This is a genomic window from Elioraea sp. (genome assembly GCF_022842375.1).
In the GTDB taxonomy this organism is placed as follows: domain Bacteria; phylum Pseudomonadota; class Alphaproteobacteria; order Acetobacterales; family Acetobacteraceae; genus Elioraea_A.
This window is the reverse complement of sequence record NZ_JALHPR010000028.1, coordinates 1-25605: the sequence shown is the minus strand read 5'-3', so window position 1 is coordinate 25605 and position 25605 is coordinate 1. Positions and strand designations below refer to the sequence as shown.

The 25605-nt window shown below is 69.5% G+C and carries 20 protein-coding genes; 7 read left to right on the top strand and 13 right to left on the bottom strand.

Translation table 11 applies throughout. The features are described from left to right. Window positions 1-148: 148 nt before the first annotated feature. Window positions 149-1039, top strand: coding sequence for a class I SAM-dependent methyltransferase (locus Q0C38_RS19015; protein WP_291298703.1), 891 nt, complete (start codon window positions 149-151; stop codon window positions 1037-1039). After that, entirely contained in the window at window positions 1036-2160 is a 1125-nt protein-coding gene (locus Q0C38_RS19010; RefSeq protein ID WP_291298702.1) for a glycosyltransferase, read from the top strand. Before Q0C38_RS19015 ends, Q0C38_RS19010 begins: the two co-directional genes overlap by 4 nt. Window positions 2161-2309: 149 nt before the next feature. Here the strand turns inward: Q0C38_RS19010 and Q0C38_RS19005 are convergent, their stop codons facing one another. The 5 genes from Q0C38_RS19005 to xrtA all read right to left on the bottom strand — a co-directional run bounded on the left by Q0C38_RS19005 (window position 2310) and on the right by xrtA (window position 7740). Continuing rightward, the gene (locus Q0C38_RS19005) at window positions 2310-3014 is read right to left on the bottom strand and encodes a PEP-CTERM sorting domain-containing protein (protein WP_291298701.1); all 705 of its coding nucleotides are present in this window, start codon (window positions 3012-3014) and stop codon (window positions 2310-2312) included. Between the two features lie 229 nt (window positions 3015-3243). After that, window positions 3244-3963: a PEP-CTERM sorting domain-containing protein gene (locus Q0C38_RS19000; protein WP_291298700.1), complete on the bottom strand. Its 720-nt coding sequence runs from the start codon at window positions 3961-3963 to the stop codon at window positions 3244-3246. A 273-nt stretch (window positions 3964-4236) separates the two neighbouring features. Continuing rightward, the gene (locus tag Q0C38_RS18995) at window positions 4237-5001 is read right to left on the bottom strand and encodes a PEP-CTERM sorting domain-containing protein (protein ID WP_291298699.1); all 765 of its coding nucleotides are present in this window, start codon (window positions 4999-5001) and stop codon (window positions 4237-4239) included. Between the two features lie 277 nt (window positions 5002-5278). Then, complete coding sequence (locus Q0C38_RS18990) at window positions 5279-6055, bottom strand: PEP-CTERM sorting domain-containing protein (protein WP_291298698.1); 777 nt, start codon at window positions 6053-6055, stop codon at window positions 5279-5281. A gap of 152 nt (window positions 6056-6207) precedes the next feature. Next, complete coding sequence (xrtA, locus tag Q0C38_RS18985; RefSeq protein WP_291298697.1) at window positions 6208-7740, bottom strand: exosortase A; 1533 nt, start codon at window positions 7738-7740, stop codon at window positions 6208-6210. A gap of 344 nt (window positions 7741-8084) precedes the next feature. On the opposite strand from xrtA, the gene Q0C38_RS18980 reads away from it, so the two are divergent. Continuing rightward, entirely contained in the window at window positions 8085-8780 is a 696-nt protein-coding gene (locus Q0C38_RS18980) for a PEP-CTERM sorting domain-containing protein (protein WP_291298696.1), read from the top strand. Between the two features lie 26 nt (window positions 8781-8806). On the opposite strand, the gene Q0C38_RS18975 is transcribed toward Q0C38_RS18980, so the two are convergent. From Q0C38_RS18975 to Q0C38_RS18940, 8 genes are all read right to left on the bottom strand, one after another. Further along, window positions 8807-10012, bottom strand: a complete 1206-nt coding sequence (locus tag Q0C38_RS18975; protein ID WP_291298695.1) for a TIGR03087 family PEP-CTERM/XrtA system glycosyltransferase — start codon at window positions 10010-10012, stop codon at window positions 8807-8809. A 5-nt stretch (window positions 10013-10017) separates the two neighbouring features. Beyond that, window positions 10018-11070: a FemAB family XrtA/PEP-CTERM system-associated protein gene (locus tag Q0C38_RS18970; protein ID WP_291298694.1), complete on the bottom strand. Its 1053-nt coding sequence runs from the start codon at window positions 11068-11070 to the stop codon at window positions 10018-10020. Then, window positions 11067-11903: an XrtA system polysaccharide deacetylase gene (locus tag Q0C38_RS18965; protein ID WP_291298693.1), complete on the bottom strand. Its 837-nt coding sequence runs from the start codon at window positions 11901-11903 to the stop codon at window positions 11067-11069. Before Q0C38_RS18965 ends, Q0C38_RS18970 begins: the two co-directional genes overlap by 4 nt. A gap of 23 nt (window positions 11904-11926) precedes the next feature. Continuing rightward, entirely contained in the window at window positions 11927-12958 is a 1032-nt protein-coding gene (locus tag Q0C38_RS18960; RefSeq protein WP_291298692.1) for an AAA family ATPase, read from the bottom strand. Window positions 12959-13256: 298 nt separating this feature from the next. Further along, window positions 13257-15014 carry a TIGR03016 family PEP-CTERM system-associated outer membrane protein gene (locus Q0C38_RS18955; protein WP_291298691.1) on the bottom strand — a complete coding sequence of 586 codons (1758 nt, stop codon included), beginning with the start codon at window positions 15012-15014 and terminating at the stop codon, window positions 13257-13259. Window positions 15015-15048: 34 nt separating this feature from the next. Further along, window positions 15049-16092, bottom strand: coding sequence for a P-loop NTPase (locus tag Q0C38_RS18950; protein ID WP_291298690.1), 1044 nt, complete (start codon window positions 16090-16092; stop codon window positions 15049-15051). Next, window positions 16089-17633, bottom strand: coding sequence for an XrtA system polysaccharide chain length determinant (locus Q0C38_RS18945; RefSeq protein ID WP_291298689.1), 1545 nt, complete (start codon window positions 17631-17633; stop codon window positions 16089-16091). Before Q0C38_RS18945 ends, Q0C38_RS18950 begins: the two co-directional genes overlap by 4 nt. A 24-nt stretch (window positions 17634-17657) precedes the next feature. Then, window positions 17658-18281 (bottom strand): XrtA/PEP-CTERM system exopolysaccharide export protein, encoded by a 624-nt coding sequence (locus tag Q0C38_RS18940; protein WP_291298688.1) that lies wholly within the window; start codon window positions 18279-18281, stop codon window positions 17658-17660. A gap of 613 nt (window positions 18282-18894) precedes the next feature. On the opposite strand from Q0C38_RS18940, the gene Q0C38_RS18935 reads away from it, so the two are divergent. The 4 genes from Q0C38_RS18935 to Q0C38_RS18920 all read left to right on the top strand — a co-directional run. Beyond that, window positions 18895-20244 (top strand): exopolysaccharide biosynthesis polyprenyl glycosylphosphotransferase, encoded by a 1350-nt coding sequence (locus Q0C38_RS18935; RefSeq protein ID WP_291298687.1) that lies wholly within the window; start codon window positions 18895-18897, stop codon window positions 20242-20244. 25 nt (window positions 20245-20269) lie between these two features. Then, window positions 20270-22435, top strand: a complete 2166-nt coding sequence (prsK, locus tag Q0C38_RS18930; protein ID WP_291298686.1) for an XrtA/PEP-CTERM system histidine kinase PrsK — start codon at window positions 20270-20272, stop codon at window positions 22433-22435. Further along, a complete protein-coding gene (gene prsR, locus Q0C38_RS18925) occupies window positions 22432-23904 on the top strand; it encodes a PEP-CTERM-box response regulator transcription factor (protein ID WP_291298685.1) in 1473 nt (490 codons plus the stop codon). Before prsK ends, prsR begins: the two co-directional genes overlap by 4 nt. Before the next feature lie 13 nt (window positions 23905-23917). After that, on the top strand, window positions 23918-25605 hold a 1688-nt coding region (locus Q0C38_RS18920; RefSeq protein ID WP_291298684.1), incomplete at its 3' end, for a tetratricopeptide repeat protein.

Sequence of the window (25605 nt, the reverse complement as noted above, 5' to 3'; positions counted from 1 at the left end):
TGGTCGCCGCGCAGACCGGAAGGGCACGAGGTTTTGGAAAACGGCGAGGCAGCGCGGCTCTTCGATCCGGTCTCGCCGGACGCGATGAGGGTCGCTGTACCCGGGCGCTGGCATTGGACGAACCCTCTGGCAGGATTGAGTGGCGCGCATGAAACCGACCCATCTGGCGAACATGGTCCTCAGGGGCCTCCTTCCGTTCCAGCCGGAGCTTCGGCGGCTCAAGCGTCGGCTTCGGCCATACGCCGACGATCCTGGCAACTCCGCTCTCTGCATCACCCAGGGCCTCGAGCAGGTGGCAGCGCTCCGGCAAGCGGGTGTGCCGATCGCCGGCAGCTCCGTGCTCGAATTTGGCTCCGGCTGGCTTCCACTGATCCCGATGCTGTTCCACATGGCCGGCGCTGACCGACTGGTCCTGACCGATGTCGAGCGGCTGATGGATGATCGCACGTTGGAGATCGCACGAGGGCGCATCACCGCAAGGCTCGACGAGATCGCGGTGGTACTAGAGCAGCCGAGGGAAACCCTGCGCATGCGGCTCGACAGCTTTGCCCCGGAGTACCGCGTGCCGTGGGATACGGCAGCAGAGGCAGCCGCATCGGTCGATCTTATCATCTCGCGCGCGACGTTCGAACATGTGCCTGAACGGGATCTCAGCCTTTTCCTTCGCGACTTCCACCGCATCCTCCGCGACGAAGGAGCGATGTGTCACATCGTCGACAATTCCGATCACTGGCAGCACAAGGACCGTTCACTGTCCCGCGTGGATTTCCTGCGCTACGACGATGATGCAATCGTCTGGCGTCTGGCCCAGATCAATACGCAGGCTTTTCAGAACCGCCTCCGGCACAATGACTATCTCGTGCTTCTCGCTAAGGCCGGCTTCGATGCGATGCTCGCTGATGGAACGCCGGATCCAATCTGTGTCAGCGATCTGCAGCGCTTGCCGCTAGCAGCGCGGTTCCGCGATTATTCCTATGACGATCTAGCGGTCTTGACCTCGCTGTTCGTGGTCGTCAAGCGGACCCGTGAGGCAACTTGAGCGAAACACGCTACCCGGAGCGCGGCGGCGCGAAGCTGGTGCTGCACGTCTTTCCCGGCTTCGGCCTCGGCGGGGCGCAGGCGCGGTTCTGTGCCATCGCGAACCGGTACGGGCCGCGCTGGCGCCATGCCGTCATCGCCCTCGACGGCGTGACGGACGCATCCAGCCGGATCGCGCCCACCGTGCCGCTCTCGCTGCTGCCCTCGCCCGTCAGGTTCGGCGAGGGGGCGCTCAGGCTGCTCAGGATCCGCAACGTTCTCGCCGGTCTCAGGCCCGCGCTGCTCGTGACCAGCAACTGGGGCAGCATCGAATGGGCAGCGGTCGCGCGCACCCTCCCGGGGCTGCGCCACCTCCACACCGAGGACGGGTTCGGTCCCGACGAGGCGGAGGGGCAGAAGCTGCGCCGCGTTCTCGCGCGCCGCCTCGTGCTGCGTTCAAGCCCTGTCGTGCTTCCCTCGCGCACCCTGCTTGCCGCGGCGCGCGACCTCTGGCGGCTGCCCGGGAAGCGGCTGCACTACATCCCCAACGGGCTTGACCTCGCGGCCTTCAACCCGGCCGGGGCCGCCGCCGCGCTGGACCTTCCGGGATCCGGGCCGGTGATCGGCACGGTCGCGCGGCTGCGGCCGGAGAAGCGGCTCGACCGCCTGCTCCGGGCCTCTGCGATATTGCGCGACGAGGGCATCGCCTTCCGCCTCGCGATCGCCGGCGACGGGCCGGAACAGGCAGGACTCGCGGCGCTCGCGGACCGGCTCGGGCTGATGGACCGCACGCGCTTCCTCGGCCACCTGCCCGATCCGGCGCCGGCCTACCGGTGCTTCGATGTCGTCGCGCTGTCCTCCGACACCGAGCAGATGCCGTTCTCCGTTCTCGAGGCGATGGCGAGCGCGCGGTCGGTTGCAGCGACAGACGTGGGCGACGTGCGCGCGATGCTGCCCGAGGCGCAGGGGCGGTTCCTCACGCCGCGCGATGACGCAGCACTCGCTGCCGCGCTGCGGACGCTGCTGGCTGATGCGGCGCTGCGTGCCGGGCTCGGCGCCGCGAACCGGGCCAAGGCCGAGCGCGAGTTCGACCAGGAGGCGATGTTCGAAGCCTACGCGGCGCTGTTCGACGGCCCAGGTTGAGGTGAAAGGCCCAGGCTGAAGTCAAAGGCCCAGGCTGAGGTCGGGCCAACTGGGGTTGCCGGTCAAGGCACGACGAGAAGGGGCGGTGCCGTCGCCGGCACCGCCCCTTTCAGTACGCTGTCAAGAAATCCGACAGTGTGTCGCCAGGCTCAGGCCGCCTTGCGGCGGCGCGCGGCGAAGCCGAGGCCGAGCAGGCCGGCGCCGAGCAGCGCGAGCGTCGCGGGCTCGGGAACCGAGGTGACGCGGAGCTCGGCGATGTCGAACCCGTCCTGCTCGCGGCCCGTCGGCGTCGAGGCGTCGACCAGGCGGAGCGTGTTGAACGCGCCGTCCGTCACCGTCAGCACGAAGCTGCTCTGGCCGTTGGCGGTGGTGACGAAGGACAGCGAGGCGAAGGGGTTGGCGACGTTGATCACCGACCCGATGCCGCTTGCGCTGCCCGAGGCGGCTGCGTTGAGCACCGTGCCGATCAGCTGCCAGCCGCCCAGGTCGGTACCAAGGTAGATCTGCGCCGCTTCGCGATGGTCGACGCCGCCGGTTGTGAGCTCGATCACCGAGCCGCTCGTGATGGTGTTGGTCGTCGGCGCGATCAACAGGTTCAGCGTGCCGCCGAAGCCCATCGAGTACATCGTGTTCGCGTTGCCGTCGAACATGTTGGCGATGGCCACGCGGTCAGGGCGGATGGCGGCGACGGTGGTGTTCACCGCGGCACTGTTTCCCGTGGCGCCGCCCTGCACGTTCTGGATGGTGGTGAAATCGGCGATGCTGTCATGGACGATCGGGCTTGCCTCTACGGCTGTCGACACGAGAGCGCCGGCGAGGGCAGCAGCGGTGACCGTGAGGCGGATGGCGTTCATGTTCTTCGTACCTTTGTATGAAAAATCGATCTGATATGTGTTTTGCAAGACGAATGCCACACGCATAAAGTGTTGATTCGCTTAGGGGTGGTCGCAGGCGCGCCGGCACCCTGTCAAGGAACCCGACATGCGCGATCAACGGGGAGATGACACACCCCAGACGTGCGAAAGGCGGCGCCGTTGCCAGCGCCGCCCCTGCTGAAGTCCCGCGACAGTCACATGACGTCGATCAGGCGGCCCTGTTGCGGCGGCGTGCGGCCAGGCCGAGCCCGAGCAGCCCGGCACCGAGCAGGCCGAGCGTGGCGGGCTCGGGAACGGCCGTCTCGATGTAGGTGATCCTCACCAGCATGTCGTCGTGGTTGTCATCGACGTTGTTGGCATCGTCGAGGAACACGTAGACGCTGTTGCCGGTCAGCCCGCCATTGCCGGCGGCATCCGACGGATCGAACGTCGCGAAGAAGTTCGGCCCCGAGTTCGGCGGACCGATCAGGTTGTCCGGGTTGGCGCCGTTGATCACCGCGTCAGCCGCGATGCTGTTGATCAGGAAGCGGAAGTCGAGCGTGCCGGCACCGAACGTCACCACCGCGGTTTGAAGCGGCGCGGCGAGGCTCGGGGCGATGGTGGTGCCACCTCCGTGCGAGAACAGGACCGTTCCGCCCGGTGCGGCGAACTGGTTGAGGTTGCTGGCTTCGGCGCCGTAGTAGTCGATCCGGTAGTCGCCGGCGAGGCCGGAGATCGTGCTGCCGAAATAGCCGTGGCCGTTGCCCGTCGCCGGGATGCCGAACAGCGGCAGGAACTCGTTGGTGCCGCCAGCGGGCAGGTTGGACGGGATGATGCCCGCGGTTGGCGTTCCCGCGGCCGGCCCAGGGCCGATCGTGATCGGCGCGGCCATGACAGCGCCCGCGGACACGGCAAAGACAGCAAAACCGGTCAGTAGAGCCTTCTTCATCATTGGAACTCCTGGCCAAGAGTTCCCCTCCGCCAGCGGTGATGCATGCTGCATGCCAGCGTAGGACAGCGTTGCTCGCCAGCGCCTTGCGGGCCGGATCCGGATGACGATCCGCCTTACGTAAAGATTGCCGACAGATTGCAGTGAGTTCATCTGATCGTCGTGCCCGCCCTGCCAGGAATTCCGACACCCCCCTGATGATCGGGCCTGGTGTGCCAAGGGCGGCGCTGTTGCCAGCGCCGCCCCTGCGGAAGCCCCGCGATGTGCGGAAGATCAGGCTGCCTTGTTGCGGCGGCGGCGCGCCGCGAAGCCGAGGCCGAGCAGGCCAGCGCCGAGCAGGCCGAGCGTGGCGGGCTCGGGGACAGGAGCGACGCTGGCGGTGATGCGGACCACCAAGTCATCGTGGTTATCGTCGGTCTGGTTGCCGTCATCGAGCCAGAGATAGACCACATCGCCGGTCTGCTGCCGCGACCCGGCGGCGCGATTGTCAGTGATGTCGAAGGTCGCGAAGAAATTCTGCGCGTTCACTGCGGTATCGTCGGGGTTGCCGCCACCAACACCCGGAACGAGCGGATCGGCATTGTTGCGGACTTCGTAGGTGCCGCCATTCCCGCCGTTGATGACGAACTTGAAGGCCAGGCTGTTGCTCGTGAAGGATGCAAGCGGCGCGGCCAGGCTGGTCGCACGATTGACACCGTCAAGCGCGCTGCCGGTATCGCCGGTGCCAGTGAATGTATTGAAGCCCTGCTTGAGCTGGTTCTTGTTGCTCGCCTCGGCGCCGAACAGCTCATAGAGGTACGTCGCACCCGCGGTGCCGACGATGGTCGCGCCGTACCAGCCATAGCCAGGCCCGGCGGCCGGAAGGCCGAACAGCGGCAGAAGCTGGTTCGTATTGGGACCCTCTGTCGGGCCGGGAGATGGGATCTGGCCAGCGACCGGTGCGCCGTTTGTGCCGCTGCCAAGCGAGAGCAGCGCCGCCTCTGCTGCGCCGGCTGAGAATGCAAGGGCAGCAACGCCTGCGAGAAGCGTCCTTTTCATCGTCGAGCCTCCAAGCCAAGTTGGCCCCCGCCGACGATGGTAGTGCACTCTGCGTGCCAGATCGGAAGCCTGTTCTGGATCAGTGCCTTGCGAGTGGGCGTCCTGCGGCGCCCGCCTGTCCGTAAGGAATTCCGACAGTCTGCGCTCGGTCAATCACCCCAAGCGCGTCAAGAAATCCGACAAGGCCGGTCGTGGATGGCCGGATGCTACCTGGACGCGCAAAGGGCGGCGCTGTTGCCAGCGCCGCCCCTGCGGAAGCCCCGCGATGTGCGGAAGATCAGGCCGTCTTGTTGCGGCGGCGGCGCGCCGCGAAGCCGAGGCCGAGCAGGCCAGCGCCGAGCAGGGCGAGCGTGGCGGGCTCGGGAACGGCGGTCGGCGTGAAGGTGAGCTTCACCACCAGGTCGTCGTGGTTGTCATCGTCCGTGATGGTCCTGTTCCCGCCCCGGGTCGGGTCATCGCGCCTCGACCCACGATCGTCGAAGAAGAGGTACAGGACGTTGCCGGACCGCGCCGTCTCACCCGGGTTGCCGGCCGGGAGGGGAGCGCCGTCAGGCTGGCCGAACGTGGAGAAGAAGTTCACGACCGGCAGGTTGTTGCCCGTCGGCGGATCGCTCTCGAGCGGATTGGCGCCGTTGGCAACCGTTGCTGCCGGAGCAAACGTCGTGCTGAACGAGAACGGGAGCAGATTGTTGCCAGCGCCGACCGCGACGTTGAACGTGGTCGCATTGGCACCAACCGGGGTCTGCCAGCCGTTCGTATCGCCGAGCGACCCGCGGACGTTGGCACCGGAAATGATGCGGTTGATCGCACCGGCTTCCCAGCCGAGCAGCTGGAACGTCACGGTGCCGGCGGCGGAGGTGTAGACCTGCGCGCCGTAGAAGCCACCGAGCGGGTTGTTGAAGCCGAGCGGCTGCAGCGCGTCGTTGGTGATTTCGGCGCCGGGGATGATGCCGGCCGTGCCCGTGAGGTTCAGCGTCAGGGCGGCGTGTGCGGCACCCATCGCACCGAACGAGAGAGCAGCGAATGTCGCACAGGAAAGCAGTAGGTTCTTCATAAGATAGCTCCTGAATAAGGGCAAATGCGTTGTGCTTCAGCGTGAAAGCACATCGCGTGCCAGACTCGAAAATCTCTGTTAACCAATGCCTTGCGAGTGAGCAAACGTTGACGGCCGCGCAGCTGTCAAGAATTCCGACTCATTGCCCGGGGTCAATTCCCCTGCGACCGCGCCGCGGCCTCTGCCGCCAGCCCGGCCCCCTGGGCTGCCAGGACCGCCTGGAACACCTGCCGCTCGCGCGCGCCGCCGAGGGGCTGCGCGCGCTCCGTCGGAACCGCCCTCACCACCACCAGCACGGGCGCACCGGCGCCGCCGGCCAGGCTGTTGCGGGCCTGCGCCGCCCTGCTGCCGAGCCCGTCGCCCACCGCCCTGCCGCCGAGCCACGAGGCCGTGGCGGACAGCCCGTCGCCGTCATCGGCCTGCCGCGCCCGCCAGAGCCCGCCCCCGCCGGTTCCCGCAGGACCGATCGGCACGGTGAAGGTGAGCTCGGTATCCGACCCGCCGCGGCCGAGCCGCCAGCGCGCGGCGCTGACCTCGCTCCAGTTCGCCCGTGGCGAGAACACCAGCATCGTCGCCCGGACCCGAAGGCCCTGGCAGTCGAGCCCGCCCTCGACCACTGCGCATCCGTCGGGTGCCGCGAGGCGGAGCGTGGTTTCGACCGGCGCGCCGCCCTGGTAGGCGAGCGTCATCGCCGCCGCTGGCCCTGCCCCGCCAAGCCCGGCCGCGAGCGCGGCGGCACCGGCCAGTGCCATCGGTCGCGCGGGAGGGCCGGGGGGTGCCGGGAAGAGCGGCGCGGCGGGCGGGGCGGCGTCCTCGCGGAACGGCAGGCCGGCGAGGATCAGCAGCAGGATGATCGCCGAGAAGAAGCCCCAGCCGTAGATGACATGGTCGGCCGCGGCCGCCTCGGCGCTGCCGAGATATTCGGCGAGCACGATGATGCCGCCGGCCCTGATCCCGTTGGCGAGAACGGGAACGGCGAGCGCCAGCGCCATGACGATCAGCCGCCGCCACGGGCTGCGGAAGATCACGAGCGCGTAGAGCGCGCCGAAGGCAAGGGCGGCGATGATGAAGCGCAGGCCAGCGCAGGCCTCGGCCACATGGAACAGGCCGGCCGGCGTCTCGATCATCAGCCCGTCGACATAGTGGGTGATGCCCAGGACATCGAGGCCCCAGTCGATCATCCAGGCAGTGATGTGCTGCAGCGGCAGGACGGCGAAGCCACCGAACGGCACGAGAAAAATCAGGTAGGCGAGCGGCCCCGCGAACGCGAGCGCGAACCGCCAGCCGAGCACCGTGAGCACGATCACCTGCGCCAGGCCGAAGGCGGCCAGCTGCCGCCCCTCCATGATGCCGAGACGCTCCGCCGCGAACCAGATGAGCGTGCCGGGGATGGCAAGCAGCGCGAAGACAGGGGCGGGGATGGGTGCGAGCAGCGCCAGCCGCTCACGCCGCTGCCAGAACAGCCATGTGGCGATCGGCGCGATCAGCCAACAATGGTTGTAGGCCGTTGACGTGTTCCAGACGGTGACGGCAGCGGCGATCTCGGTGGAGAAGAGGGCCGCCCAGACGGCCAGGGCGGCGACGAGCGCCACGACGGCAGGCGCCCACGCGACGGGACCTGCGGCCGTGGCCGGCAGGGCGCCATCGGGGGCCACAACGGTCGCGCGCCCACCCAGCATGTTCATGCGGCGCAATGTACCAGCCAGACGGCCGGATCGAAAGCCCGATGAAGGAAAACGGGAACAATCCCACAGAAATAGGCATGACAGGGCATGACGTACTCGCGCGGGGATCACGCGGCTGCCGGTGGGCTCTCGTCGGCCGGGCTGTCTCAGGATTGGTGTTTCTTCTCAACGCACTGATGTGCTCCGGGATGATTGTCGTGTCGGAAAATCTTACAGTCGACGATGCGCGCCGCCGATCTCAAAAAAATGCAATTGATTCATCTCTCTGCGCTATGGCACGTGACCTGCATCACATTTGCCATGGCAGCGGCAGGCGCGGCGCCAACCAACAGGGGTCATTGTCGATGAAGCTGGGTATTCCCGCCGCTCTTGCAGCGATCGCGCTCGCGGCTTCCATTCCGGGCGGCGCTCAGGCCGCCGTGGTGCTCTACAACACGGTGCCCGCCGCCGCGACCTACGTGCCGCAGCAAGCGCAGCCGAACGCGTCGCCCGGTACCTACGGTGTCGAACTGCGCGGCGGCCGCGCCGGCGCCGCCGACTGGGAGATCGGTGCCGGCCGTGGCACCAGCCAGTCCGGCAACTTCAACCAGGGCGAGTTCAACTGGGGCAGCTATCCCGGCTCGCACAGCTTCACGCTGGTCTGGAGAGCGGTCGGCGTCTCGATCAACATCGACGGCACGACGGTGTCCTCCACCCTCGCCCCGCTCGTCGGCAACACGCTGCGGGTGTTCTCGAACCGCGAGGCGACGGTCACCTTCACGTCGGTCGATGGGTTCGCCCCCGGTGCCGCCGGCACCGTCGACGGCAACGGCCCGGCGCCGAACACGGCGTTCTTCGTCACCGATGACAACTGGGGCGGCGACGGCCTGACGGTCACCGGCACGGTCGACATCCTCGGCGGTGGCGGCTCTGCCAACCTGGTACTGTTCTCGGTCGGCACGATGACGTTGCCGGTGCCCGAGCCTGCAACGCTGGCGCTGCTCGGCGTCGGCCTCGCCGGCCTTGGCGTCGCGGCACGCCGCCGGCGCCGCGCCGCCTGAACCACAGGCTGCTTCCTGCGAAATCCTCAGCCGGAGCCCAGCATCGCATCGAGCGGCGCGAGCGTGGCTGACCAGTCGTGGCCAGCCAGCATCGCCGCGCGGCCCGCGGCGCCGAGCGCGGGATGCGCACCATCCAGCACCGCCGCGACCGCCCCCGCGAAATCGGATGGCGCGTCCGCCACCAGCAGGTCACGCCCAGGCACAGCGCGAACGCCCTCGAATGCGCCGGTGGTCGCCACCACGGGGCGGGCCATCGCCATCGCCTCCAGCACCTTGTTCTGGATGCCGCGCGCGATCTGCAAGGGCGCCACCGCCACCGCGGCATGGGCGAGATAGGGGCGGATGTCGGGCACCGTGCCGGTGACGAACACGCCCTCGTGCGCGGCGAGCGCACGCACCGAGGACGCCGGGTTGGCGCCGACGATGTGGAATGACGGGGCCGGGCTGCGGCCGCGCAGGCGCGGCAGGACCGCTTCGGCGAACCACGTCACGGCATCGATGTTGGGGCGGTATCCCATCGCGCCGGTGAAGACGATCGCCGGCGCGCCATCGGGGAACGGGTTCGGATAGGCCCCGGCCGGGTCGAACCGCGCAGCGTCCACGCCGTTGTCGAGCGCCTGCACGTGCCCCGCCTCGGGGGCGAGGCTGTGGAAATGCGCGACCTCGGCAGCCGAGGCGAGCAGCGTGTGGTCGAACGCCTTCGCCGCCGCGCGTTCGAGCGCCAGCAGGGTGCGGGCCTCGCGCGCATGCACCGGCCGCAGCAGGGAGGTGCCGGTCTGCGCGTAGGCCTTGAACTTCGCGCTGTCGACATCGACGAGGTCGAGCACCCGCACCTGCGTCGCCGGATGCCGCGGGTGGCCCATCACGTAGGGCGCCATCGCCGAGGAATAGACGAACACGGCATCGTAACGGCCCGACGCAAGCCCCTTCCGCACCCAGGCATCGAGGGCGGGGTGGAAGAACCACCCGCGGGTCAGCGTGCCGCCAGGCTTCAGGTGCCTGAGCGCGCGGAGATAGGCCCGCGCCCCGCCCGCGACCTGGTGCGCCTCGAGTGAAGCGACGCGCGCGGCAAGGGCCGGCACGTGGCGGAGATCGGCCGGGTCATCGACCAGGCAGCCGACATCGACGGCAAAGCGCCGCGCCAGATGCTCGAGGATATGCCAGGCGCGGATCTTCTCTCCCTTGTCGGGGGGGAAGGGGATGCGATGGCTGAGATAGAGGAGCCGCCGCACGACGCTCAGCCGAGCCCGCGCACCAGGGGCGGGCCGAGGATGTTGGCGAGCCAGAGCGGCATCCGCTTCCAGAGGGCGATCACCGCCTTGTATTTCGGGTTGTTCGGGTTGTTGTCGGGGATCGCGGCCCCCTCGCCCAGGCGGTAGCAGTAGTGCAACTGCTCCGGCTCGAACCCGAAATTCTTCTTGTAGGCGAAGGCGCCGGTGCCTTCCTTGGACCGGCCGAAATCGAACAGCGTGGCCCCACGCTCCTTGCCCGCGCGCCGCATCACCTCCCAGTACATCACCTCGTTGGCGGAAAGCCCGCGCGCGGCAAGCGTTCCGCCCCCGTAATAGGGTAGCACCTGCTCGCGGAAGTGGAAGTTCAGCACCGAGGTGACGGGGGCGCCCTCGTGCAGCACGGTGGTCACGTCATGCGCAGCGGGAAAGGCATCGGCGAGTGCCTGGAAGTAGCGGCGCGGGAACACCGGCGAGCCCAGGTTGCGCACGCTCTCGGCATAGATGCGATGAAGCGTCGCGATGTCGCTGTTCGAGACGGAGGCGAGGCCCTTCTTGAAGCCCTTGCGCACCTCGGCGCGTTGCTTGCGCGGAATGTTCCGTTCCTGGTCCTTCACGTCGTCGCCGGTGATGACGATCTGTTTCCGGAACGTATAGTAGAGGGGCGGGCGGTCGAGGAACCCCTCGTCGGCCTTCTCGATGCGGCGGAACTCAAGCACAGGCGCGCCAAGCTTGCGGCGGAGATCTTCGGCATGCGCGGTAAGTGCCGCCATCGCACCTGGCGTGACGGCCACCGGCCCGCCATAGACGCAGAATGGGGTGGAGGCGAGCAGGTCGCCGAACAGCCGCGTGCGCATCCGCGCGAGCGGCAGCACGCCCGTGATCGCGCCATCCTCCTCGGCATAGGCGTAGTGCGTCGTGTGGCCGAAGGAGCGTTCGATCACGCCGGCCCAGGGCGATAGGTGGAAGAACGTCGCCGCCTCGGTTGCGTGGACGAAACGGTCCCAGGCCTCCGCCGCCCCGGCGGGAGCGTCAGCGAGCGTCTTGACGATGACGGTCATGGATGGATGGCTGCGATCTCGTGCGCGAACACCTCGTCCATCCTCCCCCAGGTGAAGTCGCGCAGGAGGCGGCCGACGCGGGCCGCCATCGTACTCATGCCGGTATAGTGGCGGAAGCGCGACAGCCGTGGCGCCTCTGCCACGCGCGGCTGGGACGGGTCGATCTCCCAGGGGTGGAAATAGAAGATGCCCGCGCGCCGCTCGACCGCGTTCACGCGCCTGAGGCCGCCGCGGAACAGCGCATAGGGAATGAGGCGAAACCAGCCGCCGCCGGAACAGGGCAGGTTGCGGCCACCGAGCCGCACCGTCGTCATCGGCAATTCGACCACCCCTGACGCATCGGGCCGCCAGGGGCCACGCGGCGCATCCGGCGCGCCGTAGAGATCGTGCTTCACCGGAAAGATCGAGGAGCTGTAGCGGTGCCCCGTCTCGGCGAGGATCGCGTGCGCCCAGGGGGCTGACGCCGGGCCGATCGAGAAGGTCGGCGCGCGATAGCCGATCACCGCAACACCGCCCGCATCCTCGAGGGCCGCACGCGCGCGCAGAAGGTCGGCGCGGAACCGCTCGGGCCCGATCGCGTGCACGAGTTCATGCATGTGGCCGTGGCTCGCGAGCTCATGCCCGCCCGCGACGATGCGGCGGACCAGGGCGGGGTGACGCTCGGCCACCCAGCCGAGTGTGAAGAAGGTCGCGCGCACGCCGGCGTCATCGAACAGCGCGAGCAGGCGGTCGGTGTTCTCCTCGACGCGGCGGGGCAGGCTCTCCCACGCCCCGCGCGCAATGGTTCCGGCGAAGGCCTGGACCTGGAACCAGTCCTCGACATCGACACTCATCGCATTCCTGAGCGCAAGGGAGCTCACGGCAGCCTGCCGCCGCCGGCGAAGAGGTCCATCAGCCGGTTGAACACGCGCTCGCGCCTGGCGCTCATCTGTTCGAGCGCCTCGATGCGGTTGGCGAGTTCGGCCATGCGCTGCGTCTCGACGGCCGATGCGCCGTTCACACGGCCCGTCATCAGCGCATGGTCGACGCCGCCGAGCGTGCCGCCGGCACCCTGGACGGTGCCGGGAGCGAGCCCGCCGGAGAGGTCGCCCTCGAGCTCGCGCGCCGTCGTCTCGACCATCTCGGCCGTGATCTCCCGGCTCTGCTCAAGCGCCGCCCCGAGCAGCACGCGCGAGCAGAGGCGGTTGATGCGGCGGGGGATGCCGCCGCTGAAGCGGTGCACGATGTCGAGCGCATCGGCGTGCCAGGCGGGGTTGCCGGTCCAGCCGACGGCGCGGAGGCGATGCTCGACATAGGCGTGGGTTTCCTCGCGCGAGAGCCCGCCGAGATGGAAGCTCGCGAGCACGCGCTGGCGCAGCTGGTCGAGGTCGGGGCTCGCCATCGTGCGGCGAAGCTGCGGCTGGCCGAGCAGCACCACCTGGAGCAGCGCGCGCCCGCCCTCGGTGATGTTCGACAGCATGCGCAGTTCCTCGAGCGCTGGCATCGGCAGCGCCTGCGCCTCATCGACGATCAGCACGTGCCTGCGGCCGACCTGCTCGCCCCCGCGCAGCATGTCGGTGATGCCGCGGAGCAGCTGCGCCTTGTTGCCGTCCGATGGCACGCCGAACCCGTCGGCCACGAGGCGCAGCAGGTCATCGCCCGAGACCTGGGTGGTCATGATCCGCGCGACGGCGAAGGAGGTGGGGTCGAGCTGGGCGCAGAGGCGTTCGATCAGGGTGGTTTTTCCAGCGCCCACCTCGCCGGTGATGATGACGAAGCCCTCGCGCTGCTCGAGCCCGTAGATGAGGTGGGCCTGGGCGCGGCTGTGCACGGACGAGGCGTAGAACAGCCGCGCATCCGGCGTCATCAGGAAGGGGTGGTCGTCGAACCCGTAGAATGCGACGTACATGGGACATGTCCTCGGCAAGGCCGCGGGCTTTGGCCGGAAAAACTCTGGCCAGAACCTTTGGCCAGAAAACCTTTGGCCAGAAAACCTTTTGGCTGCAAAACCTTTGGCTGCAAAACCTTTCGGAAGCCTAATCCGTTGCGCTTCCTTCCATCAGATGGTGTCGGCTGACATCCGCGTCAGCGGTCCTCCGGGTCCACGTGGGGCTGGGTGGTACAGGGCCACCACGGTCCCTCCCTGAACGGCCAGACGCTCCCGCGGGGCCAGACGCTCCCGCGGGGCCAGAAGCTCCCCTTCAGGGTCAGAAACTCTGGCGCAGGCCGGCGGTGATGATGTTCTGCGTCGCCTCGCCGGCATTCGGGTTGCCGGTCCGCGTCACGCCTCCGTCGCGGTAGTTGAAGCGGTAGGTCAAGGCGCCCGACAGCCCCGGCCGGAGCTCCTGCACCAGCGAGGCACCGGCGCCCCAGGTCGTTCCCTCCGTATCCTGCGGGCCGCTCGTCGTGATGCCGTAGTTGGCGAAGCTGATGAGCGTCGTCGTCGGCGCCAGGTCGCGCGACCAGGAGAGGCCGAGATTCGTTCCCTTCGAGGCGAATCCCGGCGTCTGGCCAGGGGCGTTCGCCACGGGCGTGGTGTCGGTCTGGCTGAGCGAGAGCCTGAACGTATCGCGCGTCCAGGTCTGGCTGATCGAGGCGGTGGCGACCTTCTGGCGCGACAGCCCGCTCTGGATGCCGAGGGTGGAATTGGCGAAGCCCGGCAGGACGGGCGCGCCCGTCTGCGCATCGACGGGGTTGCCGAGCGGGTCGAGCGTCGTGGTCCCGAGCAGGTCTCCGGCAGTGAGCGCGGAGCTCGTCAGCTGCTCGGCATATCTCGCGAAGATGCGCGTGCGCACGCCGACGGCCAGCGTGCCGTCGAGGTAGAACGAATTGAACCCGTCGCGATGGCCGTATTTCGCGACGATGACGCTTTCGGGTGTCGGCGTCAGCCTGACGCCGAAGGCCCAGACGAGGTCGTCGATGTCGGTCTTCGGCACGGTGTTGAAGCGCTGGCGCTCCCAGCCGAGCTCGACGAGGCCGGCCACCGTCGGCGTGAAGGCATACCGCGTCTCGGTCAGCGCGATGTCGCGGTAGGCGCCGTCATAGAGGCCGCTGCCCTCGAACTGCGTGGTGCTGAGCGTTCCCTGCATCGCGACGCGGCCCCAGTCCTCGCCGCTGCGGACGACGACGTAGCCCTGGTGGGAGCTGTACTCCGACGGGGTGAAGCTCGATTGCAGCTGCGTATCGTCCGGCAGCGGCGCGTCGGGGTCGGCCCTGTCCTGGTTCACATACGAATAGACATAGCCGACGCGGGCTGAGGCCAGCCCGCCGAAGCGGTGCGTCAGGTACGGCGAGAGCGAGAACGTCGTCGTCTGCACCTGGTTCTCACGCCCGACGGAGGCCTCGGAATCAGGCGTGAACCCACCGCTGAGCGACTGCACGGCGGCGGAGCCGCGGGCGTCGATGAAGAAGAAATCGGGCACGACGATGCCGAGGAACTGGGCGTTGCCGTTATGGTCGATGCGGTTCTGGTCGCTCGTGTTCCAGTAGTAGAGGATGCCGGGGGCGTAGTTCAGCGTGCCCTGCAGCCGCACCGTATCGACGCCGAGCAGGATGCCGGGGCGGACGGTGGTGATGAAATCGTCCTGCCGGTTCGTCGTGCTGAAGCGGATGTTGTCGTTGTAGCTTTGCTCGAGCGATAGGCTGGGCGTTAAGCTCCACCCCCGCGTCGGCTGGCCGGCGACCTCACCCTGCCCGCCCACGGCGTTGAAGGGGAAGCCCACCGTGCCGAGTCGCGTGCGCGAATCGGGGGCGAGGATCGCACCTTGGCCGCCCTGTCCGAAGAAGCCGCCAGGCTGCGATGGCCCCGTCAGCGTACCGCCGATCGCCGGCCCAGGCGGGGGAGTGAGCGATGGCGCGACAGAGGGGGCTGGCAGCGACGGGGTCGGCGCCTCGAGCTGCGCGGCAGCCGGAAAACCAAGGAAAACAACGGCCAGGAAGGTCCCGGTCGCAGCTTTCTGCCGCATCTCGCCGCCGGATGGTTCGCGCGTACGCTTCCCCCTACCCAGCCGGGTAGGTGGAGTAGGCGCTGTAGCCGCCATAGGCGCCGAAGGTGTCATTGGCAGTCAGGACCGCACGGTTGAGGACGAGTTGCAGCGTCGGGCATGAGTCTACCATGTCAAGGGCCGCTTCAACCTCGCTTCGCTGCGTCCGCTCCGCCTCGACCACCATCAGCACCTGGCCGGCGATGGGCGCGAGCGCGCCCGGGTCGCTGGTCGAGAGGCATGGCGGGGTGTCGAGGACGATCAGATGCTCCGGCAGGGCGGCGGCAAGGCGTTGCAGCGCAGACGCCACAAGCTGCCCCGGCGGGATGGCAGGAACATGGTCGGGCACCGGGCCGAACGAGAGCAGCGACAGCCGCTTGATCTCGGTCGGGATCAGCAGGTGGCTCGGCAGGCGCGTCGGATCGGCGGCGAGCACGCGGACGCCGGGCGTGTCAGCATGTCCGAGCAGGTGGCTGATCGACATGTGCTTGCCGTCTACATCGACGAGAACGACCGGCCGCGTCCCGCTGTTGGCCAAGCTCGCGGCGAGGTTCAGCGACATGAAGGTCTTGCCCTCGCCCGGCCGCGCGCTCGTGACCATGATGATGCGCGGCGAGCGCCCATCGGCGGCCCGCGTGGCCTTCACGGTGCGCAGCACGCTGTGCTGGACGACGGCGATCTCCTCCGACAGGCGCGACCGCGCCGTGCCGAGCGGGGCGACGACGAGCCCGGCCTTGCCCATCGTCTCGATCGTGATCGGCGGCAGGCCGCTCGGGGCTGAGGGGGGAGGCGGCGGTGCGGCGCCGAACACGGGCGGTGCGGGTGGGGCCGGAGGCGCAGGCGGAGCGCTCGCGGCAGCCTGCGCTGCGGCAGGAGCGGGCGTGATCGCCGGGGCAGTCGGTGCCGGCGTGGATGGAGGCGCCGGTGCTGGTGATGGTGCTGGCGCGAGCGCTTCCGGCGGCGCGGCGGGAGCGGCTGGCTGCGGCGAGACGGACATGCCCGCCATCGCCTCGACGGCACGCTCCACCAGATGGGCGCGGGATTTCGGGGCTGCGTTCACGTGACGAGCTTCGCCACGAGCGCCGGCAGGCGCGCGACAAGCGTCGGCCCGCCGGCAAGCACCGCGCCAAACGTGACCAGCAGGAGCGCGATGCCACCGACGAACACGATCGCCGCCGCCACCTGGCGCTTAGGCGCGAGGGCTGATGAGATCCCGCCGAGGACCGGAAGCCCGAGCGTGCGCAGATCGTGCGTGGTGTAGAAGCCACGGTCGAGCTGGATCAGCAGGAACACCAGCACCGCCCCGGCGCCGAGCCCTGCCACGAGCACGCCGGCGGAGAACAGCACGCGGTTCGGCCCGACCGGCACGGTCGGCAGGAGCGGCGGCTCGACCACCTCGATGCGCATCCGGTCGCTCTCGTTGCGCGCGGCATCCGCAAGCTGGAGGGATTCGCGGCGGCCGAGCAGCTCCTCGTAGTTCTTGCGGATGATGCCGTAGTCACGATCGATGTTCTGCATCTCGGCCGCGACGTGTGGGGCGGCGCGTGACAGGCGCTCGAGACGCTCGACATCCGCCGTCTCGTCGCGCAACTGGCGCTCGAGCGAGGCGACCACGCCGTCCTGGTCGACGAGCCTGATGCGGAGCTGTTCATAGATCGGGTTGGGCAAGCCGCCCCGCTGCGTGCCGGACGGCTGGCGCGGCGCCGGCGCCGCGCTGCCGCCACCGCCGGCACGGATCTCGGCGATGATCGCGCGCTGCGCCACCACCGCCGGGTGCTGGTCGGTCAGGCTGAGGCGAAGCTCGCGCAGCTGACGCTCGGCCTCTGCGAGGCGCGGGTTGCCGCCGCCCGTCACGCCCTGCACCTCGGCCATCGTCTGCGGTGTCGCGTCGAGCTGCTGGCGCAGCACCTCGCGGCGCAGGGTTGCGTCCTGCATCTGGCCGCGCAGGTCGATCACCTTCTGCCGGGCCTGCTCAAGCTTGCTCGCCCCGCCGAGCTGGGCGGAGGGAAGGATGTCGACATATCGGACCATGAACTCGGCGCGTCGCTGTTCCGCCTCGCGCAGCTGCACCTCGTAGGCGCCGATCTGCTGGTTCAGGAAGTTGCTGGCAGAGCGCATCTGCTGCCGATCGCTGGTCGCGGCTGATTCGAGGAACAACGCGACAACGGTCTGCACCACTGAATAGGCGAGGCGCGGGTCGCTGTCGGTGTACTCGATCTGGAACAGCTGGCGCGTCTGCGGGATGATGCGGATGCTCTTGGCAAGGCCGTTGAGGAGCGACTCGCGCGAGGCGGCGTCGAACACCCGGAGGTCGAGGTCTGTCTTGGCGATCACGCGCTCGAGATTCGGGCGGGACAGCAGCGTGCGCTGCAGCATATCGACCTGCGTGGCGGGCGAGCTGTTCACCGCGAGCCCGCGCAGCAGGGTGCCGAGGAGCGCCTCCGGGTCGGCGTAGACACGTGCGTTCGCCTTGAACTGGTTCGGCATCAGGTAGACGGCCGCCCAGCCCGGCAGGCAGATCAGCCAGGCCAGCAGCAGCGCCTTCCAGCGGTGCCGCCAGCCTGCCGCCGCGTAGCGCCGAGCAAGGGCATTCAGGTTCATGGGCTCAGAACCAGCATCATCTGATCAAAACCAGCCCTGCGGGATCACGAGCGTGTCGCCCGGGCGCATCTGCACGTCCTGCGTGATGTCGCCGTCGCGGATCAGGTCATTCAGCCGCACGCGGATGGTCTGCGCCGGCGCATCGGGGTTCTCGCGGCGGATGATCTCGGCGCGGTTGCCGGAGGCGTAGCGCGTCAGCCCGCCTGCGCGGATGACGACGTCGAGCACGCTCATGCCCTCGACATAGGGGATGGTGAGCGGCTGCGCGGCCTCGCCGATGATGCGCACCTGCTTGCCGGGCATGCCGGTGAACGCAGTCACCATCACCGAGACGGTGGGTTCGCGCACATAGGCGCGCAGCCTCGTCTCGATGTCCTTGGCAAGCTCGGTCGGCGTCTTGCCGGCGACATCGATGTCGGGGACGAGCGGCAGCGACATCCGCCCATCGGGCCGCACGGGCAGCGCAGCACTCAGCTCCGGCATGCGGTAGACATCGACGCGCAGCGTGTCGCCCGGGCCGATGACATAGTCTGGGGCGCGCGATCCCGTCAGCGGCACTGACTGGGGCGGCGGTTCGCCGCCCGAGCAGCCGGCCAGGACGGCGAGCACGGCACTTGCGGCGATGATGCGTCGCAGGCGAACCTTCACCACGTTCATTGTCCCTCGGGTTTCGAGACCATTGCCATTGTCCATCCGACACATCCCACCTTGCATGCCGGGCGGTTCGATCCGGACCCATCGAAGGCGCCGCGACGCGGCCGCGCCCCAAACGGGCCCGCTCTCCTCCCGATCACCGCTCGGCCCATGGGCCGACATGGCCCGGGACCAACAGACCGAACCTCGGGACATTTTTTCCGAGGAGCCTGTTCATAACAGTGGCGGCCAGCCAACGACAACAGGATTCCAAAGCAGACATTCAATTTTAGAGATTTCACCCGCCGATCGATATCAAGCGTCACGTTTTCATCGAAATGCCTGATTCGCAGAGTCAGTGCGCAACCATGCATCGCATCCACGCCCTGATTACGCCAGAGAATGGTTGCGTTTTTGGAAACCCAGCCCGGGCGGGCGACGATGGCGCCACAGACAGAGGAATGACGCACGAGAAGCGCTTGATGATGATCAATAAGTACACACTTCATTAATTATTGGGATGGACAGCCGTATGCGACTTGGTGTTTAAACCGTTGAGATGGGATGCCGGCACCCCCCCGGCTCAGGCGAGGCACGGGGCGGGGCTGGATTTATCGGGGGCACACCCATGACGAAGCTGTTCGGTCACAGCGTGCGCTCGCAAACCATTCTCCTTTACCTTGTCGAGACGATCGTCTGCTTCCTGACGGTCTACGCGCTGCTTCGCCTCGGCATGGGCATGGGCATGCCCCCGGTCACCTTCGCCAATGGCATCGCCTGCGCTGCCGTTCTCGCCGTCTCGGCAAGCCTCGTTGCCGGCGCCTCCGGCCTCTACCAGACCGATGCCTGGCACCGCCTGGGCCGTTTCCTGCTCGGCTGCGCCGTCACCGCGGGGCTGCTCTTCCTCGTCGCCCAGGCGGTTCTCATGGTGCTCGCGCCAGGGATCGATGGTGCGGCGCACTGGAGTGCCCTCGGCATCGTGCTCGGCGGCCTCGTCGCTGCGATCATGGCGACGCACCTCGCCTTCGCGGCCGCCGCCCGGCAGGGCCTGCTGCGTCACCGCATTGCCATGCTCCGTGCCCCCGATGGCACGGCCCCGGTCGAGCTTTTCGCCGAGGCGGGCGAGCCGTTCGAACTCGCGCTCGACGCACCGCTCACAGCGATCGATGGCCCGGGCCTTGCCCCCGAGGCGCTCAGGGCGGCGCGCGTCCGCACCGTGGTGGTCGCCGATCCCGAGGCGGTGCCCGCGGCCCGCCGGATCGGCTGGCAGCGTGCCGGGCTGCGCGTGCTCAGCGCCGCGGAATTCGCCGAGCAGCGCAGCAACCGCGTCGACCTGTCGCTGCTCGCGCCCGGCTGGCTCGAGGCGCTGCCGGCAGGCCGCGCCGCCGGTGTGCAGGAAATGCTCCGCCGCGGCATCGACATTGCGGGCAGCCTGGCGCTGCTCGTCCTTACCCTGCCTCTCCTGCTGCTGACCGCGCTCGCGATCCGCCTCGACAGCCCCGGCCCCGTCCTCTACCGCCAGGAGCGGGTGGGCCGGAACGGGCAGGTGTTCACCCTGCTGAAGTTCCGCTCCATGCGCGCCGACGCCGAGGCGCCCGGCACGCCCCGCTGGGCTACCACGCGGGATGACCGCGTGACGCGCGTCGGCCGCTTCATCCGGCTTACCCGGATCGACGAGATCCCGCAGGCGATCAACGTGCTCCGCGGCGACATGGCGCTGGTGGGGCCGCGCCCGGAGCGCCCGGCCTTCGTCGAGCAGCTCTCGCGCGCCATCCCGCACTACCAGGACCGCGACAGCGTGCGCCCCGGCATCACGGGATGGGCCCAGGTTAACTATCCGTACGGAGCTTCCGTCGATGATGCGCGGATGAAGCTCGCCTATGACCTCTATTACGTGAAGCACCGCTCGCTGTTCCTCGATCTGCTGATCCTGGTCGCGACGGTGCGCGTGGTGCTGTTCCAGGAAGGGTCGCGGTAGCCGCGGAGGCGACCGCGCCGGCGATGTGATCCCCCTCGCCTCATTCACGCTGCACGCGGCCGCTGCCGTCTTCTGCCTCGGATGGAGCATCGTCACCCTGCTCGCCGGGCGGGGGAGCCGACACGCCACGGGGCTTGCCGCCGCGCCGATCGCGGCAGCGCTCTGGCTCGGCCTGGTCGCAGCCAGCCCCGCCACGCCGCTCGACGGACTGGCCGGTGCCGCCGAGGTGCTGCGCAGCGTCGCCTGGTTCGTGCTGCTGCTGCTGCTCTACCGCCGCGCCGGCGGGGCGCGGATGGCCGCGCCCGTCACCCGCTTCGCGATCGGCGGCGGGGTGCTTGCCGCGGCGGCGCTCATCTCCCTGGTGCCAGGGCTGACGCAGGCGATCGTGGTGCCCTCGCTCGGCTCGCCGGCGCTGCTCGCGCGCCTCGGCCTCGCGGTCGCGACCGTGCTGCTGGCCGAGAACCTCTACCGCAATGCCGACGAAGCCGCGCGATGGCATGTGAACCTGCCCTGCATCGCGCTCGGCTCGGTCTCGATCATCGATATCCTGCTCTATGCCGATGCAGTGCTCGGGCGCAGCTTCTCGCCGGCGATGCTCGATGCCCGCGCGGTGCTGACCGCGCTGGCGATGCCGCTGTTCGCGATCGCGGCCGGGCGCGGGCGGCGGCTCAGGCGCCCGATCCAGCTGTCGCGCGATGTCGCCTTCCATGGCGCGACACTTGTCGTCGCTGGAACATTCCTCCTCGGAATCGGCGCCGCCGGCGAGATGCTGCGCCAGCTCGGCGCCGACTGGAGCCGTGCCGTCCAGATCAGCCTCGGCGCCGCCGTGCTCATGGGGCTTGCGGTCGCTGCCGCCTCGCAGACGGCGCGCTCGCGCGTCCGCCGCCTCGTGGTCGATCACTTCTTCGCCGCCCGCTACGACTATCGCCGCGAGTGGCTCCGCTGCGTCGACACGCTCTCGGCCGGCGAGGAAGGCGTCGAGGCGCCGGTGCGCGCGATCCGCGCCATCGCCGACCCTGCCGACAGCCCTGCCGGCACGCTCCTGCTGCGCGATCCGCTCGAGGGCGCCGAGGCAGGGGCGGCCGCCACGCCGCGCTATGTCTGGGCCGGGGCGTGGAACATGCCTCAGCGGCCGACCCTGGCGCTGCCGGCCGCCCATCCGCTCATCCTCTCGCTCAGGGGCGGCAACTGGGTCGCGCTGCTCGAGGGCAGCATGGCAGAGGTCGACGACGCGGCGCTGAACGACCTTGGCCTCGGCCAGGCATTCGGCCGGCTTTGGCTTGCCGTGCCGCTGCTGCACGACCGCGAAGGGCTGGTCGGCGTCGTGCTGCTCGGCACCCCGCGTGCCGCCTTTCCGCTCGATGTCGAGACGTTCGACCTGCTCCGCACCCTCGGCCAGGAGGTGGCGATGTTCCTCGCCGAGCGGCGCGCGGCCGAACGGCTGGTCGACCAGCGCCAGCTGCAGGACTACGCCAAGCGCTTCGCCTTCGTCGCCCACGACGTCAAGACGGTGTCGAGCCAGTTGTCGCTGCTTCTCGCCAACGCCGAGGACAACATCGCCGACCCGGAGTTCCAGCGCGACATGCTTCTGACCGTGCGTGCCTCGGCCGAGCGGATCAATGCGCTGATCGCCAGGCTTCGCCAGCCCGAGGCGGAGACGGGCGCGCCACGCCAGGCCGCTGCACCGCTGCCGACGCCCGCGCCGGCGGAGACGATCGACCCCGTCGCCAGGCTCGCCACGCTGACAGCGGGACGCGCGCACCCGATCGTGATCGCGCCCGCCGCCGAGGGCGTGGGTGCCGCGGCGATCGACGCCACACGGTTCGACGCCGCCGTGACGCATCTGCTCGACAATGCGATCGAGGCCTCGTCCCCCGGTGTCGCGGTGTCGCTCGCGGTCAGGCGGCAGGACGGGCGGATCGCAATCGACATCACCGACCAGGGGCCCGGCATGAGCCCGGAATTCGTGCGGGACCAGCTGTTCCGCCCGCTCGCCACCTCCAAGCCGCAGGGCAGCGGCATCGGCGCCTGGCAGGCCCGCGAACTGCTGCGCGAGGTGGGGGGCGAATTGTCGGTGCTGACCAGCCCGGGCGCAGGGACTACAATGCGGCTGTGGCTGCCGCCGGCGAGCGTCACGACGGCTTCAGGGCCACCGCATGAAGGAACGCCACAAGAGAGGCTTCGCGCATGAGCAAGCCAAAGCTTTTGGTGATCGAGGATGATGCCGCGCTCTGCGCGCAGTACCGGTGGAGCTTCGCCGGCTGGCGCGTGGTGATCGCCAATGACAGGGCGGAAGCGGAAGCCGCCGCCACGCGCGAGGAGCCCGCTGTCGCGCTGCTCGACCTCGGCCTGCCGCCCGATGCCGAGGGCGTGAGCGAGGGGTTCGCGACGCTCGAGCGCCTGCGCCGCATCGCGCCGATGCTTCCCGTGATCGTCTCCTCGGGCCAGGACCAGCGCGAGAACGCGCTGCGCGCCATCGCGCTCGGCGCCTATGATTTCTGCCCGAAGCCGGCCGATCTCGCGGTGCTGCGCACCGTGCTCGACCGCGCGCTCAGGCTCCGCGAACTCGAGGAGGAGAACCTCCGCCTCGCCGCGGCACCGCGCCCCTCGCCGGTGCGCGACATCGTCACCGGCGACGATGGGATGTTGAAGGTCTGCCGCACGGTCGAGCGGCTCGCCTCCGTCTCGGTGCCGGTGCTGCTGCTCGGCGATAGCGGCACGGGCAAGGAAGCGCTCGCCCGCGCCCTGCACGAGATGGGCCCGCGCGCCAAGAAGGAGTTCGTCGCGATCAACTGCGCCGCGATCCCCGAGACGCTGCTGGAAAGCGAGCTGTTCGGCCACGAGAAGGGTGCCTTCACCGGCGCGGTGCGCCAGGTGATCGGGCGGATCGAGGCGGCCAACGGCGGCACGCTCTTCCTCGACGAGATCGGCGACCTGCCGCCCTCGCTCCAGGCCAAGCTGCTGCGCTTTCTCCAGGACCAGACGTTCGAGCGCGTCGGCGGGCGAAGTGCGATCCGCGTCGATGTGCGCGTCGTCTCCGCCACCAACCAGCCGCTCGAGGCGCAGGCCGGCGAAGGCCGGTTCCGCGGCGACCTACTCTATCGCCTCAATGGCGTGACGGTGCGCATCCCGCCGCTGCGCGAGCGTGGCGAGGACGTGATGCTGCTCGGGCGCTGGTTCCTGGCGCGCGAGAGCATGAGCCTTGGGCGCAAGAACCGCGGCTTCGATGCCGGGGCGATCGCTGCCATGACGACGCATGCCTGGCCCGGCAACGTGCGCGAGTTGCAGAATCGCGTTCGCCGCGCGGTGCTGATGGCCGATGGCCCGCTGGTGACGGCGGAGGATCTCGAGCTAACGCCGCCGGCTGCCGCCGTGCGCCACGCCGAGGGAAAGGGAGTGGCAGCTGGGGGGGCGGACGAGGGCGGCCTCGATCTCCGCACCGCCCGCCTCAGGGTCGAGCGCGATCTCCTCGAGCGTGCGCTCGGCCAGGCCAAGGGCAGCATCTCCGCTGCCGCGCGCCTGCTCGGCGTCAGCCGTCCGACACTCTATGGTCTGCTCGAAACCCACGGCATGGCGACGCATCGCCACGGCACGGAAACCCCAGGCGAGCATGGTCCTGATGATGCCCCACCCCACGATGCGACGCTCGACGCGGTCTAGCGGAGGACATTCCATGCGCACCGACATCCAGTCACCCACGCCACGACACCAGGGCCGGTTCCGGATCGGCCTGCTCGCCGCCGCCGCGGCGCTGATGCTCTCGGCCGGCCCCGGCCACGCCTCGGTCGATCGGGCGCGTGCCGCGCAGGCGCGCGGCGACCTGCGCGCCGCGCAGATCGAGTACCGCAACGCCGTGAGGAACGACCAGAATTCGGCCGCGCTGCGCGCCGCGCTGGCGCAGGCGAGCCTCGATGTCGGCGACACCGACACGGCGGAGAAGGAAGCCCAGGCAGCGCTCGAGCGTGGGTATGACCGCGCGGCCGGCACCGCCTTGCTGCTGCGCGCCTATCTCGGCCGCGGCCGGTTCCAGGACGTGCTGCGCGACTTCCCCGAGCCTGACGCGAATGCGCCGCCTGCGCTCGCCGGCCACGTGCTGGCCGGCCGCGGCCTCGCCCAGCTCGGCCTCGACCGGCGCGACGATGCGCGCGCCTCGATCGCACGCGCCGTCTCCGTCGCGCCGAACACCGCACAGGTGCAGATTGCCGCCGCCGTCCTCGCACTCGCCGGCAACGACAGGCCGGCGGCGGAGGCAGCGCTTGACCGCGCGCTTGCTGTCGATGCGAACAACACGGAGGCGCTGCTGCGCAAGGGCACGCTGCAATTCGAGCGCGCCGACGTGCGGGGCGCGATCGCGACCTTCACGAAGCTGATCGAGGTGATGCCGGGCAACGTCATCGGCCGCACCCGCCGCGCCGACGCGCACATGCGCCTCGGCCAGGACGCCGAGGCGGTGCGCGATGTCGAGGCCGCGCTGCGCATCGCCCCCGGAACGACGACCGCCCAGTTCCTCCGCGCGATGCTGCACGTCCGCGCGCAGGAGTGGCAGCCGGCCGACGTGATCCTCCAGCGGCTCGGCAGCGGCCTCGTGAACTTCGCCGATGGCCTGCTGCTGCTCGCCACCGTGAAGCAGGGCCTCGGCCAGATGGAGCAGGCCGAGGATGCGGCACGCCGGCACGTCGCGCGCCGGCCGGAGGACCCGCGCGGGGCGAAGATGCTCGCTGCCCTCGAGATGGCGGCGGGCAGGCCGGATGCCGCCGCCGGAACGCTCGACCGCCTGGCCACGCGCGGTGCCGCCGATGCCGAGGCACTCGACATGCTCGGCCGTGCCCACCTCGCCTCTGGCCGTGCCCGCGATGCGGCCGAGGCCTTCGGCAAGGCGGCAGCCCTGGCGCCCGACAATGTCGGATTGCAATCGCGGCTGGCGACCGCACGGCTTGCGGCGGGCGACCCGGCCGGGGCGACGGAGGCGGCGGAAGCGGTGCTGCGGCGCGACCCGAGCCAGACGAACATGCAGCAGATCCTGTCCGCCGCGGCCCTGGCCAGGGGCGACCTTGCCGTTGCGTCGCGCGAGCTCGAGAAGGTGCCGGCGGCGCAGCGCGATGGCGAGCTCGCCGGCATCATCGACGGCACGATCCGCCTCGTGCGCGTCGACCTTCCCGGCGCCCGCAGCACCTTCGAGGCGGTGCTGCGCAACCACCCCGAAAGCGTGCGCGCACGGCTTGGCCTCGCCCGGGTCGCCGCGATGCAGGGCAACGGCGACGAGGTTGATCGCCTGTTCGCCGAGGTGCTGGCGCGCGAGCCCGGCAACGGCGAGGCAGCAGCACGGCTCGCCGCCGCCGCACGCTCGGGCACGCCGCGCGC